16 protein-coding genes are annotated in these 16,044 nt (G+C 64.1%); 10 read left to right on the top strand and 6 right to left on the bottom strand.

Features of this window, described 5'->3' with window-relative positions; genetic code table 11:
* Positions 1–58 precede the first annotated feature (58 nt).
* The 3 genes from AV059_RS10185 (at position 59) to AV059_RS10175 (ending at position 4,106) form a co-directional block, all read left to right on the top strand.
* A complete protein-coding gene (locus tag AV059_RS10185; protein WP_058994306.1) occupies positions 59–826 on the top strand; it encodes a hypothetical protein in 768 nt (255 codons plus the stop codon).
* Positions 827–1,061: 235 nt separating this feature from the next.
* Positions 1,062–2,969 carry a prolyl oligopeptidase family serine peptidase gene (locus tag AV059_RS10180; protein ID WP_058994305.1) on the top strand — a complete coding sequence of 636 codons (1,908 nt, stop codon included), beginning with the start codon at positions 1,062–1,064 and terminating at the stop codon, positions 2,967–2,969.
* Between the two features lie 162 nt (positions 2,970–3,131).
* Positions 3,132–4,106 carry a hypothetical protein gene (locus tag AV059_RS10175; RefSeq protein WP_058994304.1) on the top strand — a complete coding sequence of 325 codons (975 nt, stop codon included), beginning with the start codon at positions 3,132–3,134 and terminating at the stop codon, positions 4,104–4,106.
* Positions 4,107–4,164: 58 nt separating this feature from the next.
* On the opposite strand, the gene AV059_RS10170 is transcribed toward AV059_RS10175, so the two are convergent.
* The gene (locus AV059_RS10170; RefSeq protein WP_058994303.1) at positions 4,165–4,551 is read right to left on the bottom strand and encodes a hypothetical protein; all 387 of its coding nucleotides are present in this window, start codon (positions 4,549–4,551) and stop codon (positions 4,165–4,167) included.
* A gap of 148 nt (positions 4,552–4,699) precedes the next feature.
* Here AV059_RS10170 and AV059_RS10165 point away from each other — a divergent pair, with 148 nt between their 5' ends.
* Both AV059_RS10165 and AV059_RS10160 read left to right on the top strand, forming a co-directional pair.
* Entirely contained in the window at positions 4,700–5,782 is a 1,083-nt protein-coding gene (locus tag AV059_RS10165) for a geranylgeranyl reductase family protein (RefSeq protein WP_058994302.1), read from the top strand.
* 64 nt (positions 5,783–5,846) lie between these two features.
* The gene (locus AV059_RS10160) at positions 5,847–6,851 is read left to right on the top strand and encodes an AI-2E family transporter (RefSeq protein ID WP_058994301.1); all 1,005 of its coding nucleotides are present in this window, start codon (positions 5,847–5,849) and stop codon (positions 6,849–6,851) included.
* 42 nt (positions 6,852–6,893) lie between these two features.
* On the opposite strand, the gene AV059_RS10155 is transcribed toward AV059_RS10160, so the two are convergent.
* Entirely contained in the window at positions 6,894–7,694 is an 801-nt protein-coding gene (locus AV059_RS10155; RefSeq protein ID WP_058994300.1) for a sulfurtransferase, read from the bottom strand.
* A gap of 263 nt (positions 7,695–7,957) precedes the next feature.
* Here AV059_RS10155 and AV059_RS10150 point away from each other — a divergent pair, with 263 nt between their 5' ends.
* The 3 genes from AV059_RS10150 (at position 7,958) to AV059_RS10140 (ending at position 11,132) form a co-directional block, all read left to right on the top strand.
* A complete protein-coding gene (locus AV059_RS10150) occupies positions 7,958–8,818 on the top strand; it encodes a sulfurtransferase (RefSeq protein ID WP_058994299.1) in 861 nt (286 codons plus the stop codon).
* Positions 8,819–9,184: 366 nt separating this feature from the next.
* Positions 9,185–9,490, top strand: coding sequence for a hypothetical protein (locus AV059_RS10145; protein ID WP_058994298.1), 306 nt, complete (start codon positions 9,185–9,187; stop codon positions 9,488–9,490).
* Positions 9,491–9,896: 406 nt separating this feature from the next.
* A complete protein-coding gene (locus tag AV059_RS10140) occupies positions 9,897–11,132 on the top strand; it encodes an MBL fold metallo-hydrolase (protein WP_058997552.1) in 1,236 nt (411 codons plus the stop codon).
* 28 nt (positions 11,133–11,160) lie between these two features.
* Here AV059_RS10140 and AV059_RS10135 read toward each other — a convergent pair whose 3' ends face one another.
* Positions 11,161–11,340 carry a ribbon-helix-helix protein, CopG family gene (locus AV059_RS10135; RefSeq protein ID WP_058994297.1) on the bottom strand — a complete coding sequence of 60 codons (180 nt, stop codon included), beginning with the start codon at positions 11,338–11,340 and terminating at the stop codon, positions 11,161–11,163.
* 152 nt (positions 11,341–11,492) lie between these two features.
* Between AV059_RS10135 and AV059_RS10130 the strand changes: the two genes are divergently transcribed.
* Complete coding sequence (locus AV059_RS10130; protein WP_058994296.1) at positions 11,493–12,725, top strand: hypothetical protein; 1,233 nt, start codon at positions 11,493–11,495, stop codon at positions 12,723–12,725.
* 56 nt (positions 12,726–12,781) lie between these two features.
* Positions 12,782–13,084, top strand: a complete 303-nt coding sequence (locus AV059_RS10125) for a cupin domain-containing protein (RefSeq protein WP_058994295.1) — start codon at positions 12,782–12,784, stop codon at positions 13,082–13,084.
* Between the two features lie 5 nt (positions 13,085–13,089).
* On the opposite strand, the gene AV059_RS10120 is transcribed toward AV059_RS10125, so the two are convergent.
* From AV059_RS10120 to AV059_RS10110, 3 genes are all read right to left on the bottom strand, one after another.
* Entirely contained in the window at positions 13,090–13,878 is a 789-nt protein-coding gene (locus AV059_RS10120) for a hypothetical protein (protein WP_058994294.1), read from the bottom strand.
* A gap of 39 nt (positions 13,879–13,917) precedes the next feature.
* Positions 13,918–14,994 carry a CNNM domain-containing protein gene (locus AV059_RS10115; protein ID WP_058994293.1) on the bottom strand — a complete coding sequence of 359 codons (1,077 nt, stop codon included), beginning with the start codon at positions 14,992–14,994 and terminating at the stop codon, positions 13,918–13,920.
* Between the two features lie 83 nt (positions 14,995–15,077).
* Positions 15,078–16,019, bottom strand: coding sequence for an oxidoreductase (locus tag AV059_RS10110; RefSeq protein ID WP_058994292.1), 942 nt, complete (start codon positions 16,017–16,019; stop codon positions 15,078–15,080).
* Positions 16,020–16,044: the final 25 nt, after the last annotated feature.

Below are 16,044 nucleotides of genomic sequence, written 5' to 3'. Positions count from 1 at the left end.
CAATAGCTGAAACAGCCACCAACGCTTTTGCCGGTAGCGGACCCTGATACAGCCAACTATGGCGCAGCCGACAGCGGACGGTATCGAACGGAAACGAGGAATCGGAGGGTTGGCGAGGCAGGCGAACCCGGCCTTCGCTGTGGGGGCGGTCGCCGTCCCACTCATCGCGTTTGCGGGGGCACTCGCCAGCGGAAACATCCGGGCGCTGACCTACGTGCACGTGATGGCGGGCGTACTGTGGACCGGTATCGACCTGTTCATGGGGCTCGTACTGGGGCCGGTACTCGGTGGTCAGGAACCGGAAGCACGGGCCGACTTCTTCGCATCGTTCACACCCAAGATGACGTTCCTGATGCCGACGCTAGCGACGGTGACCATCGCCGGCGGCATCCTGTTGGCGCTCAGGCTCGGGAAGTTCCCCAACGCCGACCCGTGGCTGGCGATTCTGACCGCCGCGACACTGATTCCGGTCATCCTCCTCATCGGCTACCAGTTCGACGCGCTGACCGACCCGAAGACGCTGGGCGTCCTCGGCGTCGCCGTCGTTGGCTCCGGCGCGTATCTCGTGACGACGCTGCCGGCCTTCGCGATGACTTCGTGGTGGATCGTCGCCACGCTCGGTATCGTGACCCTGCTATCCGTGCAGGGCTTCGGCGTCGTCCTGCCCGGCGAGGTCCGCATCTACCGGCAGGTCGTCTCAGAGAACCCAGACGTGGACCTCGTCTCCGAAATCGGGATGCGAAACGCCAAGCTCGGGGGCCTCCAGGGACTGATGCAACTGGCGATCGTCTTCGTGATGGTCGGCCTGCGCTGGTGGACGCCCTAGCTTGTTTGCGGTAATCCCGCATCAAAGACAGTATAGCCTGCCAGAAAGTCCCGGCTGAGCATTCAAGCCGATGCAAGCACTTGCGCGAGTGCTGCTCCCTCGAACCACGCGCAACGAGTCGCAGTAGCCCAGTACACGGGATTTCTGGCGGTCTCAAGTAGTAGTTATATAATATCACGTGCCGCCTAGTGTCGGCAGAACAACTACAATCCAGCCGCGAGTTAGCACACATCGTATGTCTGACCCTGAAGACGGTCCGACGGACCCCGAGGCGGTACTGGAGGCACTCGCTGGCCTGCCGACGCTGGCCCATCCGACGGCGTCCCCTGACGGCGGCGAAGTGGCCTTCTACTACGACGTGAGCGGACGCAACGAACTCCATGTCCTCGATGTCGATAGCGGTTCCACCGAGCAGTGGAGCAACGGCGAGGTCCCACGGAACGCCCGCTGGCACGTCGAGTGGGGGGCCGACGGCGAGCGGGTGTTCTTCCACCTCGACGACGACGGCAACGAACAGAACGACGTGTACGCCCTCGACCGCGACGGGTCGGTCGAGGCGGTCGTCGAGATGGACGGTCAGGTAGTGCTGCAGGACGTCGGCGAGGACGGCGAGACGCTACTGGTCGGGTCGACCCGGGACGGGCAGATGAACCTCTACAGTCACGACCTCATGAGCGGCGAGACATCCAAAATCACCGACTACGACCGAGCGGTTCACACGGGACTACTCTCGCCAGACGGGTCGCAGTTGGCGTACATGACCAACGAGACGGACGACTTCGACAACATGGACGTGTACGTCAGCGACGCCGACGGGTCGGACCCGGAGCCACTCGAAATCGGCGTCACCGGCGCGGAGGCCGCCCCGGCCGATTGGGGACCCGACGGTGACAGACTGCTGGTCTCCGACAACAGCGAAAACCTGTCCCGGAGCGGTGTCTACGACCTAGAAACGGACGCGGTGACGTGGTTCGGCGGCGAGTACGAGGAGGAACCACAGGCGTTCCTGCCCGACGGCGAGCGGTTCCTCACGGTCCGGACGCGTGAGGCGACGAAGCTCCCGGTCGTGTACGACATCAAGACCGGCGACGCACGCGAACTCGACCTTCCTGAGGGCGTCGCGTCGTTCGGCCGGATGGGCGGTGACCCGATACTGGATGACGACCGCCTCCTGACGTTGCACACGACACCCACGCGCCGCCCCGAACTGCTCGCGTACGACCTCGCTACGGACGAAACAGAGCCGCTGGTCGAGGCCGAGTATGGGCCGTTCTCGCCCGACGCCTTCGCCGACGCCGAGTACTTCATCATCGAGTCCGACGGCGTGCCCGAAACGCGGCAGGCGGCCGTCGAGCACGACCCGTACGACACGCTGGATATCGGCTGTCTCCTCTATGATTCAGGCGAGCGACCGTCGCCGCTCATCGTGAACCCCCACGGCGGCCCCCGCGCAATGGACAGCAAGTCCTTCGACCTCTACACACAGTTCCTCGTTCAGCGGGGCTTCTCCGTCCTGCAGGTGAACTACCGGGGTTCGACCGGCCACGGCCGCGAGTTCATCCGCGAACTGTACGACGACTGGGGCGGGGCCGAACAGGGCGACGTGGCCTCGGCCGCTGAACACGTTCTCTCGACCCGCGAGTGGCTTGACGAAGAGCGGGTTGTCGTCTTCGGCGGCTCTTACGGGGGCTACTCGGCGTACTGGCAGCTGGTCCAGTATCCCGACCTGTACGACGCTGGAGTCGCCTGGATCGGGGTCACAGACCTCGAAGACCAGTACGAGAACACGATGGCGCACTACCGAACAGAGTTGATGGAAAAGAACATGGGTACTCCGGAGAAGAACCCGGACCTGTACGAGGAACGGTCGCCCGTCACCCACGTCGACAACCTCGACGCCCCGCTGTTCATCGTCCACGGCGTCAACGACCGCCGGGTCCCCGTTTCGCAGGCGCGGCTGTTCCGCGATGCTCTCGAAAGCGCGGGCTACAAAGAAGGACCCGACGGGGCGTTCGAGTATCAGGAACTCGGCGAGGAGGGCCACGCCTCCTCGGACATCGAGCAGAAGAAACGGCTGTTCCGCCTCCTCGATGACTTCCTCAGTCGGCGCGTCGGGACCGAAGCGGTCGCCGCAGACGACTGAGTCCTCGGTGTAGAAGCGCTTATCACCCTGCCTGCCGACCATTTCTGGCAACGATGGCCTGGTCGGGGCGCGCCGAGAGTCGCTGTACGTCTTCGCGTTGATACAGTCGGTCAGTCGCTGACCACCGCCAGCTTTCTTCGCTCGGCGGTCGTACAGTCGGTTATGCACACCGTCTACGCCGCGCTCGGGGACCGCGTCCTCGTCGGCGACAGCCGCGGCGGCTGGGACGACTGCCTTCGGGGCTACGACATCGAGTGCGTCGCCGCGGGAGCTGCCGAGCCGGAGCGTGCCTTCGCGGGTACCGCAGACACCGGCCTCCAGCGGACGACCGACGGCGGCGCGACGTGGGAAACAGTCCTTGACGCAGGCGACCGCGCGACGAGCGTCACGGTCAGCCCACACGACGCTGGCGTGGTGTGGGCCGGGACGGAGCCGAGCGCGGTCTATCAGTCGGCCGACGGTGGTGAGACGTGGACCGAGAAGCCCGGGCTAACGGGACTGGACTCAGCAGCACGGTGGTCGTTCCCGCCGCGGCCACAGACTCACCACGTGCGCTGGCTTGCCCTCGCTCCGGACGACCCGGAGCAGGTGTACGCCGCCATCGAGGCCGGCGCGTTCGTCCGCAGTCCCGACGGCGGAAAGACGTGGGTCGACCACCCCGACGGCGCTCGGCGGGACAACCACACGCTGGCGACCCACCCTGACGCCCCGGACCGCGTGTACACCGCCGCCGGCGACGGCTTCGCGCTGTCGACCGACCGTGGAGCGACATGGGCCTATCCACAGGAGAGACTGGCCCATCGGTACGTGTGGGGGCTGGCCGTCCATCCCAACGACCCGGACTGTGCCATCGTCTCGGCGGCCAGCGGCCCCCGGTCGGCCCACAGCACCGGCGGCGAGAGCTACGTGTATCGATGGGACGGCGACCGGTGGACGCAATCGATGGACGGCCTGCCGGGACCGGACGGCCTGGCCCGGCCGATTCTCACCGCTGCCCCGGCTGATGGCTTTCTCGCGTTGACGAACCACGGCCTGTTCCAGTCGAAACACGGGGAAACGTGGGTCAAGCAGGACCTCGTCAGTGGGGACTGGACAGCCGAGTACGACCAGGTCCCGAGCGGACTGGCTGTCGTCTGATACCGCCACCTCGTGAGTCGGTCGGAAGACGCGCGGAACACACAGCGAATAAAAGTCCTTACAGGGCGGTGACGGCCACGTACCCGATACCGCTCGTCATGACCGTCGCGGCGGCCGCAAACAGGAGAATCTTCGCCGCTTTTCGTCGGTCAGCGCGAACGGCCTCACTTGCATCGACACTGCCGCTTTTTCCGCCCGACCCCGAGAGGTCATAGCGGGCGAGCGCACCGAAGGCCACGCAGAATCGGAAGTAGTCCTGAAACGCGCCGACGTATCCGCCGAAAACAAAGGGGATAGTCGCCCACAGCGACAGGTCGGGGACCGCGCCCACTGCGACGGCGATGGCGACACCGATGGCGACCGCGAACGAAGCAATGGCCGACAGTCGGCGGGCGCGACGCTGGTTCGCTCCGATGTTGCACACCCCGGGCTGATACTCTGCCATAGGCCATGACAGGGGCTACACCGACAAATACGCCCTGATTCGACTGGTGATATGACTCGTAGCTGACTCGGCGGTCGTCCGGTAAGACAGACACAGCAGTCTGTCTGAATCAAGAAGCTATTTGATTCGTGACACCGAGAGAACCGGTATGTACGATGTTGTGGTGGTCGGCGCGGGTCCGGCTGGGTCCCGGTACGCGCGTCAGGCGGCGAGTCGGGGGCTCGACGTGGTGGTGTTCGAACAAGGAGAGATTGGCAAACCACTGGCCTGCTCGGGCCACGTGAGCACAGATATCTGGGAGTTCACCGAAGACGCTCGTGACGAACTGTTCCAGAACGAAATTTCCGGCGCACGCTTTCACACGGGCGGGCCCGGAAGTCAGGACCACCCCTTCTACAAGGACGAAGTCATCTCGAACGTCATCGACCGCGTCGGCCTGGACAAGCACCTCGCTGAAGTGGCCCGCGATGCCGGTGCCGATGTCCGCGAGGAACACTCCGTCGTCGGCGTCACCGAGAACAGGGACGGCGTCACCGTCGAAGTCCGCGGCGACGACGGCGTCGAGACACACCAAGCGAAGATGGTTGCCGGCTGTGACGGCCCAAAAAGCCGCGTTCGGCGGGAACTCGACCTCCCGGAGCCCGACGAACTGCTGCATGGCGTTCTCGGGTTCAGCGACGAGGTGGACCACAGCGATTTCGTCGACGTCCACCTCACTGTCCCGCGCTTTTTCGCCTGGCGCATCCCACGGGGCGAGGCTGGCGTCGAGTACGGACTGGCGGTGCCGCCGGGCGACGACGCCCGCGGCCGCTTCGAAGCGTTCGTCGACGGCTACGGCGTCGAAACCGACCACCGCTGTTCGGGACTCATCCCGATTGGCCCGCCGAAGCGGGTCACCGGCCGACGGTCGTTCCTCATCGGTGACGCCGCGGCCCAGACCAAGCCCTTCACCGGCGGCGGCATCCGCTACGGCATGACCGCCGCCGACCACGCAGCCCGAGAGATAGACCCCGAGGACCCGGCGACGCTGGGCGAGTACGAGCGAGCGTGGCGCGACGACCTCCGGCAGGAAATCCGCCTTGGCCACGCGGTTCGGGCCGGCTACTCCGCGCCGGAGCCGATACAGAAAGCCGGGATGAAGGCCTTCGAAGGCGAAATCGGCGTCCACATGGACCGGCCGACGACGCTGTTCTCTCGCGACCAGTTGGCGGCGCTGTTTTCCCGGTCCTAACGGACGTGTTACCGAACTATCGTGTGCAGGTAACGTTTTTACCGACCGCTGGAAAAGGGCGGGCGTGGTAACACGCCGACGAACCTACGTCCTCGCGGGCTTGCTCGTTCTTACCGGCTGCCTGACGACGGTCCTGCTCGCGCGAGTACTCTCGACGATTTTCTTCGCAATCACGGTCGCATACGTGTTGTTCCCCGTCTCCGAATGGCTCGGACGCCACGGGCTCAACAAGCGACTGTCGGCGGCCGTGACGACAGGTATCGCCTTCGTCAGCGGCACACTCATCGTCGTCCCGCTCGGGGCCGTGCTGTATCTCCGCCGTCGTGACCTGTTTACTTTCTTCCAGCAACTCCCGCCAATGGTGACCCTCGAAGTCGGTGGGTTTAGCTACCCGGTCGAGATTGCGCCGACGCTGATAGCCGCCCGAGACACGCTCACGGCCGTCGCGGTCGACCTCGCTGCCGAATCGCCTGTGCTGGCGCTGAAAGCCGTGCTGTTTTCGATTCTTGTCTACGCGATGCTCTGGCGGCCACAGGCGCCGAAAAAGGCCGCCTATCGGACAGTGCCGGCGTCGTATCACGAGGTCGTCAACCGACTCCATCAGCGACTCCGTGGGACGCTGTACGCGATTTACGTTCTCCAGGCGGCGACGGCGTTCGGGACCTTCGTCGTGGCGTGGGTCGTGTTCTGGCTGCTGGGCTATCAGGGCGCGTTCGCGCTGGCGGTCGTCGCCGGCATCCTGCAGTTCGTCCCCGTCATCGGCCCCAGCGTGGTTGTCCTTACCATCGCTGTCGCGGATATCATCAACGGCAACATCACCGGGGCGGTACTGGTGACCGTGTTCGGCCTCGTCTTCGTCGGCTTCCTCCCCGATGCGGTCATCAGGCCGAAACTGGCCCGCTACACGACTGGGCTCCCGGCCAGTCTCTACTTTGTCGGGTTCACCGGCGGCGTGTTAACACTTGGCATCATCGGCTTTATCGCCGGGCCGGTCGCTATTGCACTGCTGGTCGAACTGTCGTCGCTGCTGACGAGCGAGCGACAGGGAGACCAGCAGAAACTGAGCTGATAGGGACAGTGGTTCGTGTGAGCCGACAGTCGCGACGCCGACTCAGGTCGTCTCCAGCGGCCGCCCCTGTGCCTTCCATTCGGTGAGGCTCCCCTCGTAGAAATCCACCTGCTCGAAGCCAAGATGCCGCAAGACGACGTAGGTGTGGCTAATACGACGGGCAGTGTTACAGTAGAGAACGACACGCTTCTCGGAGACGATGCCGGCGGCTTCGAGAACGGACAGCGCCTCGTCTTGCGGAAGCAGTCCCCGCGTCTCGTCGTCGACGAGGTCCCGCCAGTCCAGCAGGACTGCACCGGGAATGTGGCCCTCGTCGTACTCCTCGTCCTCGCGGGTATCGACCAGCACCGCGCTGGGGTCGTCCGCGGCGTCAGCGACCGCGTCCGGGCCGACCAGCGGCGTCGAGTCGGGGCGCGTCACCTCGTAGTTGGTCGGCTCGACGGTCGGCGACTCGCTCGTCGTCTCCCGTTCCAGTTGCCAACTGGAGAAGTCGCCGTCGAGAAGATGCAGTCGGTCGGGGTCGTGGCCGAACAGCTCTGCGGTGACCAGAAACCGCGCGGCGAAGACGCCGTGGTGGTCGTCGTACGCGACGATGTCGCTCTCCGGCGTGATGCCGGCCTCGGAAAGCAACTGCGCCCACTCGCCTTCGTCGGGGAGCATCCCCTCGCCAGCGTCGGCGTCGGACTCCGCGCCGTGTTCGTCCGCCCGGAACGAATCGAAGGGCACGCTCACCGCACTCGGGAGGTGGCCGAGGCCGTCGTACTCCCAGGCGTCGCGCACGTCGACGATTCGGATACCCTCGCCCTGGCTCGCCACCCACTCCGCAGAGACGAAATCAGTCATTGTCGTGGCGTTACCGCTCTGTCCGCTTGAAAACTCCCATCGCAGTCGGTCGAAGGTTGTTGCAAATATTGCTTGTTCTCATGGGAGAACAGGACGGGCCGTCCCGAACATGGTACTCCATGGCGCTTATTCCCTCCACCGCTGGAACGTCGTCTTTCGCTCCCTCCAGATAGGGGTAATATATGCCGCCAGGGTGGATGAGTGGCCGAACATGCCGAAAGTCGTAGTAATATATGTCTGGTAGACTTACGCTTCGATGCATTATGACTGACTACGCTAACGACGTGCTCGTCTCGGCCGACTGGGTCAGCGAGCATCTGGACGAGTTCCAGAGCGACGACCCCGCCCACCGACTGGTAGAGGTGGACGTCGATACGGAACTGTACGACGAGAGCCACGCGCCCGGCGCGATCGGCTTCAACTGGGAGACAGACCTCCAGGACCAGACCACGCGGGACATCCTCGACAAGGAGGACTTCGAGGACCTGCTCGGTGCCCACGGCATCAGCGAGGACTCGACAGTCGTTCTCTACGGTGACAACTCCAACTGGTTCGCCGCCTACACATATTGGCAGTTCAAGTACTACGGTCACGACGACGTGAAGCTCCTCGACGGCGGCCGCGAGTACTGGGTGGAGAACGACTACGAACTCACCGACGAAGTGTCCGAGTTCTCCGAAGTTGACTACGAGGCAGCCGGTCCGCGCGAGTCCATCCGCGCCTACCGAGAGGACGTCGAAAACGCCATCGAGCGCGAACTGCCGCTCGTCGACGTTCGTTCGCCCGAAGAGTTCTCCGGCGAAATCCTCGCACCGCCTGGACTCCAGGAGACCGCCCAGCGCGGCGGCCACGTACCCGGTGCCCAGAACATCTCCTGGGCGGCCGTCACCAACGACGACGGGACGTTCAAGGACTACGACGAACTCGAAGAGCTCTACGCCGAGTACGGCATCGACGGCGACTCCACGACGGTCGCGTACTGCCGCATCGGTGAGCGCTCCTCTGTCGCCTGGTTCGCCCTGCACGAGCTGCTGGGCTACGACGACACCATCAACTACGACGGCTCCTGGACCGAATGGGGCAATCTGGTTGGTGCGCCTATTGAGAAGGGCGAGGCTGAGTAAGCGAGAGCGCACGAAGCTTCGAATCGAAGCGGCGACCGCGTGGGAGCCGCGGAGAAGGGCGAAGCGGACGACTGACGCGAGATTCGACGGGAGGAGAATCTCGGTTAGGCGAGCGGGCCATGCCCGCGAGCAAGTGCAGCGAAGGAGTTCGCTTCGTGGCGGAGCGGCGACCACGCGGAAGCCGTGAAGCAGGGCGAGGCTGAGTAAGCGACAGCGCACGAAGCCTCGAATCGAAGCGCAAATCTACTTTCGGATTTTTGTGGCACTGTTCGAGAAGGAGAGCATCGCTGAGACAGACACCCGCGCCGAACAATCATCTGCCGACCCCGAAAGACAGCGGTGTGCCCAACCGTACATTCAAGTCAGATGCGGGTCCTACACCCGGGTGTGGACCGAACGGAACTCGAACAGGAACTTCGTGACGCTTTCGACGCCGACCCGGATATCGTCACGGTCGTCGCCAGACAGGCGCGGGACCTCTCAGAATCGGACCAGTTCGTGACCGACTTCGGGGCGGAACTGACCGTTGAAGATGTCATCGACAACCTCGCAGACGCGCCCGAAGACTATCGACTCGCCGAGCGATGGAACTGGTGGCTGGGTGCACTTGACCTCTCACACGGCGGCTACGCGCGGTTCAGCGTGCGACAGGACATCGACAAGACGTCCTGACCTACCGCTGTCGGTGTTTCTGCGTGAGAAAAACGGCGCGCCAGTCAGTGTACGCTAAGCCCGTGTGCCTCTCGTGCGTGTTCGAGGAGTTCCTCCGTTGTGTCGAACTCCTCACCGCAACTGCACGTGTGGTACGTCGTCGGGGGTTGCTGGCGTGTCGCCATGACAACTGAACAATGAGCCCCGAGTATAATAATTGTTTATGCTAGCGTGATAACACTACCCAGTCGGCGTGTTATCTCAACACAATACCGGAACCGAAAACAGCCCCCTGACAATTCAGAGCCGCTAAACGTCCAGATATAGTCATGTTCTAGTTCATATATATTCTGTCGGTCCGGTGGCTAACAACACGAGTCAGTCAGAACCGACGAACGGAAACGGGCGCGACGCTTCCGTCCGTATAATGGATGTGCAGTTTCTCGGCGGGGCGGATGAGATCGGTCGGAGCGCCGTTCTCATCGACGAGTCGCTGCTGCTGGATTTCGGGATGTTGACCGACTCGCCGCCACAGTTCCCGGTGCGTACCCCGTCGCCGGACGCCGTCGTCGTCTCGCACGGCCACCTCGACCACGTCGGGACCATCCCGGCGCTAGTGTCGGGCGACGCGCGGCCGCCGATTCACTGGACGCCGCCGACGTACGAACTGGCGATGACACTCGCGCGGGACACGCTCAAACTCCACGGGGGGACGGTCAACTGTCCCTTTACCGAGACGAACGTCAAGCGAGTCACGCAGGTTTCAGAGACCCACGGCTACCGCGAAACCTTCGAAGCTGCCGGCTACGAGGTCACCTTCTACAACGCCGGCCACATTCCGGGCAGCGCGCACGTGCTCGTCGACGATGGCGATACCCGACTGCTGTACACGGGCGATTTCCATACCGACGACCAGCGCCTCGTCTCGGGGACGACGGCCCGCCCGGACGCGGACACGGTCATCTGTGAGAGTACCTACGCCGACGTCGACCACGAACCACGGAAGACAGTTGAGGAGCGGTTCGTCGAAAGCGTCGAAACGACGCTCTGGGAGGGCGGGACCGTCGTCGTGCCCGCCTTCGCTATCGGGCGAACGCAGGAGATGCTGCTCGTCTGTGAGGCACACGACATCCCGTGTTACGTCGACGGGATGGGGAAGCAAGTGACAGAGATGCTCGGGCAGTATCCCGAGTTCGTCCGTGATGCGGACGCGCTTCAGCGGGCAAAGTCACACGCCCGGTTCGTCACGGGCAAAGACGGCCAGCGCAAGCGTATCACCGACCAGAAGGCGGCAATCGTCACCACCAGCGGGATGCTCTCTGGCGGCCCAGCGATGACGTATATCCCCGAAATCCGTGGGAATCCGATGAACAAGATCACCATGACCGGATATCAGGTCGAGGGGACGCCGGGACGGGACCTCATAGAGACGGGGAGTGCCGAGATAGACGGCCGGATTATGCCGGTCAGCGCCCGAGTCGAGCAGTACGACTTTTCCGCACACGCCGACCGAGACGGGCTGTTTGCGTATCTCGACAGCTACCGTGACACGCCGGTACTCGTGAACCACGGCGACCGCTGTGAGGCCTTCGCAACCACGCTCCGTGAGGACGGCTACGACGCGACAGCGCCCGATCTAGGCGCAACCGTCGCCATCCAGTAGGGCAGTCAGATAGGCGACCTCGTTCCGCTCAGTCACGCTCGTCCGCGCCTTCGGTGGCACGCTGTTTCAGCCATTCGTCAAGCAGGTCGCGGACCGCAGCGTCCCGGTTGTCGCGGTGGTCGGCGAACGCCTTGTCGTCAATCGCGTCAAGCAACTCCTCGTCCAGTTCGACCTCAATCGATTCAAGGTCGAGAAACGCTTCGTCCATTGATTACGGGGAGTTGGATGGCCAGAGAAATATATCCTCGTCAGACAACCGTCGGTCAGTCGCGTGACAGAGGCCGCGACGACAAGAAATTCCAGAAGGGTTGCAGGAACCGCCGTGCTTTGATTACGACTCGTGTTGTATCCACGGCAGTGATGGGTTCGCTACAGTCTCTTATCGGTCCCCACCGGCTCGACGCGCTCGGTGCGTGGGCGGTAACGGGAATTCTCATCGGGGGCGTCGGACGGTTCGCGGCCGGTGGCCACTTCGATTGGGCAGTGCTCACGGCACTCCTCGTCGCTATCGCGGTCACCGTTCCGGTCGCCACGCGGGACCTCGAAACGACGGTGCCCGCGGAGTTGCTTGGACTGGTCGCAGTTCCAGTACTCGTCCGGGCGTTTGGCGGTTTTCCGCAGATCACCCCGTTTCTCGTGATCGCCGGGGTCGCACTGTTGCTGGCCGTCGTCCTCGATGCGTGTACCTCACTGACGATGACGCCGCGGTTCGCGACGGTGTTCGTCGTCATCGTGACGATGGCCGTCGCAGGCGTCTGGGCGGTCAGTATCTATGCGACCGACACGCTACTGGGAACCACGTTTCTCAATGGGCAGACAGAGCTAATGTGGGATCTCGTCACTGCGACGGCCGCCGGTATCGTCGCCGGTGTTGTGTTCGAACTGTACTTCGAGCGGTCAGCACGCATCGCCCGATTGCGCGTCTCAGGAGCTGATTCCTCGGAGTTTGACCAGCCGGACGCGTCCCTTCCTGGAAACGGCACACACCATCGCATCGCTGCCCGGGCGCTACAGGCTGTCCTCGGTGTAATAGCTGCATTCGCACTCGTGCAGGGCAATGTGACGCTGTTCGTCAACAGCGGCGGCCCGCTGGCGATAACGTTCCTGCCGGCGCTGTTCCGCCGGGAGTACGGCTACGGGATGAACACTGGTCTGGTGCTGTGGATCACGGTGGCGTCGACGCTGCACGCGGCCGGCGCGTTCGAACTGTACGAGGCGTTTGGCTGGTACGACAGTCTGGCCCACGCCGTCTCGGCGTCGCTCGTAGCCGGCGTGGGATACGCGATCGCACGAGCAGTCGAACGCCACTCCGGGGCGGTTGATTTCAACAGGGAATTCCGTGCGACCTTTGTCGTCCTGTTCGTCCTCGCGATGGGGGTCGGCTGGGAGATTCTGGAATTTGCCAGCGGTGGCGTTGCGTCGATGATCGGCGGCGAGGCAGTCCTCGCCCAGCACGGAACGAGCGACATCGTGAACGACCTCGTGTTCAATACGATTGGCGCACTCATCGTCGCGGGCTGGAGTACCGCCCATTTCGAGGGGCTCGCAGCCCGGCTCACCGGGCGGGTCGGGCGGCTCACCAGCAGTGAGTGAGTCCCTACTGTGCGCTCTCCCGAAAGCGATTCTACCGTACAGACGGACCGAAACGTATGGAGCAGGCGCACCTCGGGTTCGACCGCTCCTTCGAAGTCGCCATGGAGACCGACGAGGCTCAGGTCGCGGAGATGACTATCGAGCCGGGCCGGTCCGTGGGCGGGCCGGAGAACTACCACGCTGACAGCGACCAGTGGTTGTTCGTAGTCAGCGGTACCGGCACCGTCACTGTCGACGGTGATACCCACCACGTTGACGCCGGCGACCTCATTCGCATCGAGGCCGGCGAACGCCACGGCATCGAAAACGACGGACCCGAGCCCCTAGAGACAGTCAACTTCTACACGCCGCCGCGATAGCCGCCTCAGGTCGCCGTCCCGTTGCTCGGGGTGGACAGTTCGTAGCAGGTGCCGTCCCGGATGACAAATCCCGCATCCGACGCTGCGAGTGTCTGAGCTGGGTCATCAGTGACAGTCGACGCCGCATCCGGCTGGAGGGTCGCGTCGAGTGCCTCAACTTGGGCGGCGTCGAGTGACAGCGGTTCGAGCGTTACACATCGGTCGCTGTCCGTCGGTTCGACCGAATACCTGACTACGGTGGGCTTGTCGGCGGTGACCTCCAGCGAGAACACGTAGTACGACCCGTTGTAGGCGTACACCGAGCTGTTTGGCTCGAAGCCGCCCTTATCGGAGTCATAGCGGTGCTTTCCCGCTGCAATCGCGTCGACAGCGGCGTGCCGGTGGCTGCCCGGAAGGTCGGCCACGCGAACCGTTGACTCGTTCCCGGGGTCGTCGACTTCGCTCACGCTGTACTCTTTGACGTACCCGACGGACCCGCTGGTCCGCTCGACGACCGTGTACGTCGTCCCGTCGAACGCGAAGCAGTGGAACTTGTGAAGCACACGCGCCCACCCGTGGTTCGTTACGGCTGCCGAGGCATCGCGGGTAGCCGCTTCGAGTTCCCCGAACGTCTCGGGAAGGACACCGACAGTCGCCGTTTCGGGCACTGCCGCGGCATCGACCGGCGACAACACCACAGGGGCTGGCGTCGCTGTCGCCGTGGCTTCTTCCGTCGAGGAGTCGTCGGCGAGTCGGGAACAGCCGGTAACGAGCGCACAGGCAACGGTCCCGAGGACGGTCCGGCGGGAGGGCATAGTCGTCGGTTGCCGGCCGACCGGTAAATGCTTTCAGCGTCAGGCGACGCCGGCTTCGGCGTCCATCGGGTCCTGAATGTCACCGACGACCTCTTCGAGCAGGTCTGTGACCGTCACCAGCCCGACGACCTCGCCGTCTTCAAGGACGAATGCGAGTTCCTGGCGCTCGGCCTGAAACTGGTCGATAGCGTCGCTGACGGTCGTGTCCGGCGACATCGTCATCGGTGGCGAGGCGACGGCTTCAAGATCGATACGGTCAAGCAGGCCGCCGTCGCCGGCCTGTTCCTCGCGCTCGTCGACGAGCGCAGGGATGTAGACGATGCCAAGAAAATCTTCGAGCGCCTCACCGACGAGTGGGTAGCGGGTGTGTGGCGTTTCGGCGATCCGCTCGGCGTTAGTCGCGTCGTCATCGGTGGGCGACAGTGCAACGATGTCTTCTCGGGGGACCATCACCTCGCTGACTTCGCGGTCGCCGACGCGGAACGCGGAGAGGACTTCCTCACGGCGCTCGTCGGACACGTCGCCGCGGTCGAGGACGGAGCCGAGTTCGTTGCGCAGTTCCGCGCGGGACTCGATGGTATCGACTTCGGTTTCGAGCCACGCGCCGGACATTTCGACGCCGAACAGCCCGAGCGTCCACTTGGCGACCCCGTCGCCGACCTTGATAATCGGCGAGATGACCCACGCGAAGTAGTACAGCGGCGTCGCGCCGTACCGGCAGACGAACTTCGCGCGCTCGACGCCGAGGTACGTCGGCGTCTGCTCGCCGTGAGTCAGGTGGACGAGGTTGATGATGAGGAAGGCGATGGCCGCGCCGGCTCCGACCCCGGCCAGCGCGGAGGACTGGAAGTACGGCTCGAAGATGGCTGCAAGCGCCGGCTCGGCGACGATACCGACCGCGATGCTGGAGGCGGTGATGCCGACCTGACAGCTCGTCAGGTAGATCTCCAGATCGTCAGTCATCTCCCAGGCGCGCCGGAGGCCGGGTTCGTCGAACTCCGATTCGGAGTACTGTCTGGCTCGCGTCAGTGCGAACTCGATGGCGACGAAGAAGCCATTGGCGAGTATCAGGGCGAGTCCTGCAAGCAGCCTGGCTGTGACTTCGACTGGTTGCATGTGCCGGCGGGGTTCACGGTCCGGCGTGGAAAAAGTGGGGATTACAGGCACCGTCCGCGTCGCGGCAGCACCGTCGACCGTCCTCAGGTGCGCTCGAAGTCGTACTCGACGCCAGTGAGGTCGGTCGAGACCGCCCAGAGCTGCTCGGCGGTTTCCTCGTCCTGTGAAGCGTCGTTGGACTGCTGGAACTCGGGCGAGCCGCGCATACCGAACAGGCCGCCGGGCCCGACGTACTCCCCACCGATGACATCCTCGGCGGTGGCGGCGTACAGCATCGGCAGCGCGCCCTGTTCGGCTGATTGGGCGAAGACGGCGTTGGCAACGCCCATGGCCGCGGTTCGCAGCGTCGACCCCATCTCCCGTGGCCCGCGGAACTGGAGGTCTGTGTCGGCGTACCCCGGATGGCAGGCGACGCTTAGCACGTCGTCCCAGCCGTGGTTACCCAGCCGCCGCTGGAGTTCGTAGGCAAAGAGGAGGTTGGCAAGCTTGCTCTGACCGTAGGCGGACCACTTCCCGTAGGAGCGCTCGCGCTGCAGGTCATCAAAGTCGATTTCGCCCATCTCGTGCGCGCCGCTGGACTGCGTGACGATTCGGGATTCGCCGTCGGCGGCCCCAAGCAGGTCGAGCAGGTGCCCAGTCAGTGCGAAATGGCCCAGATGGTTGACGCCGAACTGCGTCTCGAAGCCGTCGGCCGTCTCGCTCCGGGGAATCGCCATGACGCCGGCGTTGTTACAGAGAACGTCGACAGCGTCGTAGTCGGCCCGGAGGCCGTCGGCGAACGACGCGACGCTCGATAAGTCGGCCAGATCACACTCTCGAACATCAAGCGTCGCATTCGGAACGGCGTCCCGAATCTCCGCGGCGGCTGATTCACCGCGTTCGACGCTCCGGCAGGCCATCACGACCGTCGCGCCCCTGCGAGCGAACGCCTTCGAGCCTTCGAGTCCCAGCCCGCTGTTCGCGCCAGTCACGACCACGGTTCGGTCCCTCAGCGGGGGCATATCTTCGATAGTCCAGCCTGTCATTGGCACAGTTACGGGCGCGAGACAC

This window comes from Haloarcula sp. CBA1127, from assembly GCF_001485575.1.
In the GTDB taxonomy this organism is placed as follows: domain Archaea; phylum Halobacteriota; class Halobacteria; order Halobacteriales; family Haloarculaceae; genus Haloarcula.
Note: the sequence above shows the minus strand (reverse complement) of the source record. Positions and strands in the feature narration are given on the sequence as shown.

Coding starts and splice junctions, on each gene's coding strand:
- AV059_RS10185 (WP_058994306.1), top strand. CDS start 59: ATGGCGCAGCCGACAGCGGACGGTATCGAACGGAAACGAGGAATCGGA.
- AV059_RS10180 (WP_058994305.1), top strand. CDS start 1,062: ATGTCTGACCCTGAAGACGGTCCGACGGACCCCGAGGCGGTACTGGAG.
- AV059_RS10175 (WP_058994304.1), top strand. CDS start 3,132: ATGCACACCGTCTACGCCGCGCTCGGGGACCGCGTCCTCGTCGGCGAC.
- AV059_RS10170 (WP_058994303.1), bottom strand. CDS start 4,551: ATGGCAGAGTATCAGCCCGGGGTGTGCAACATCGGAGCGAACCAGCGT.
- AV059_RS10165 (WP_058994302.1), top strand. CDS start 4,700: ATGTACGATGTTGTGGTGGTCGGCGCGGGTCCGGCTGGGTCCCGGTAC.
- AV059_RS10155 (WP_058994300.1), bottom strand. CDS start 7,694: ATGACTGATTTCGTCTCTGCGGAGTGGGTGGCGAGCCAGGGCGAGGGT.
- AV059_RS10150 (WP_058994299.1), top strand. CDS start 7,958: ATGACTGACTACGCTAACGACGTGCTCGTCTCGGCCGACTGGGTCAGC.
- AV059_RS10145 (WP_058994298.1), top strand. CDS start 9,185: ATGCGGGTCCTACACCCGGGTGTGGACCGAACGGAACTCGAACAGGAA.
- AV059_RS10140 (WP_058997552.1), top strand. CDS start 9,897: ATGGATGTGCAGTTTCTCGGCGGGGCGGATGAGATCGGTCGGAGCGCC.
- AV059_RS10135 (WP_058994297.1), bottom strand. CDS start 11,340: ATGGACGAAGCGTTTCTCGACCTTGAATCGATTGAGGTCGAACTGGAC.
- AV059_RS10130 (WP_058994296.1), top strand. CDS start 11,493: ATGGGTTCGCTACAGTCTCTTATCGGTCCCCACCGGCTCGACGCGCTC.
- AV059_RS10125 (WP_058994295.1), top strand. CDS start 12,782: ATGGAGCAGGCGCACCTCGGGTTCGACCGCTCCTTCGAAGTCGCCATG.
- AV059_RS10120 (WP_058994294.1), bottom strand. CDS start 13,878: ATGCCCTCCCGCCGGACCGTCCTCGGGACCGTTGCCTGTGCGCTCGTT.
- AV059_RS10115 (WP_058994293.1), bottom strand. CDS start 14,994: ATGCAACCAGTCGAAGTCACAGCCAGGCTGCTTGCAGGACTCGCCCTG.
- AV059_RS10110 (WP_058994292.1), bottom strand. CDS start 16,019: ATGACAGGCTGGACTATCGAAGATATGCCCCCGCTGAGGGACCGAACC.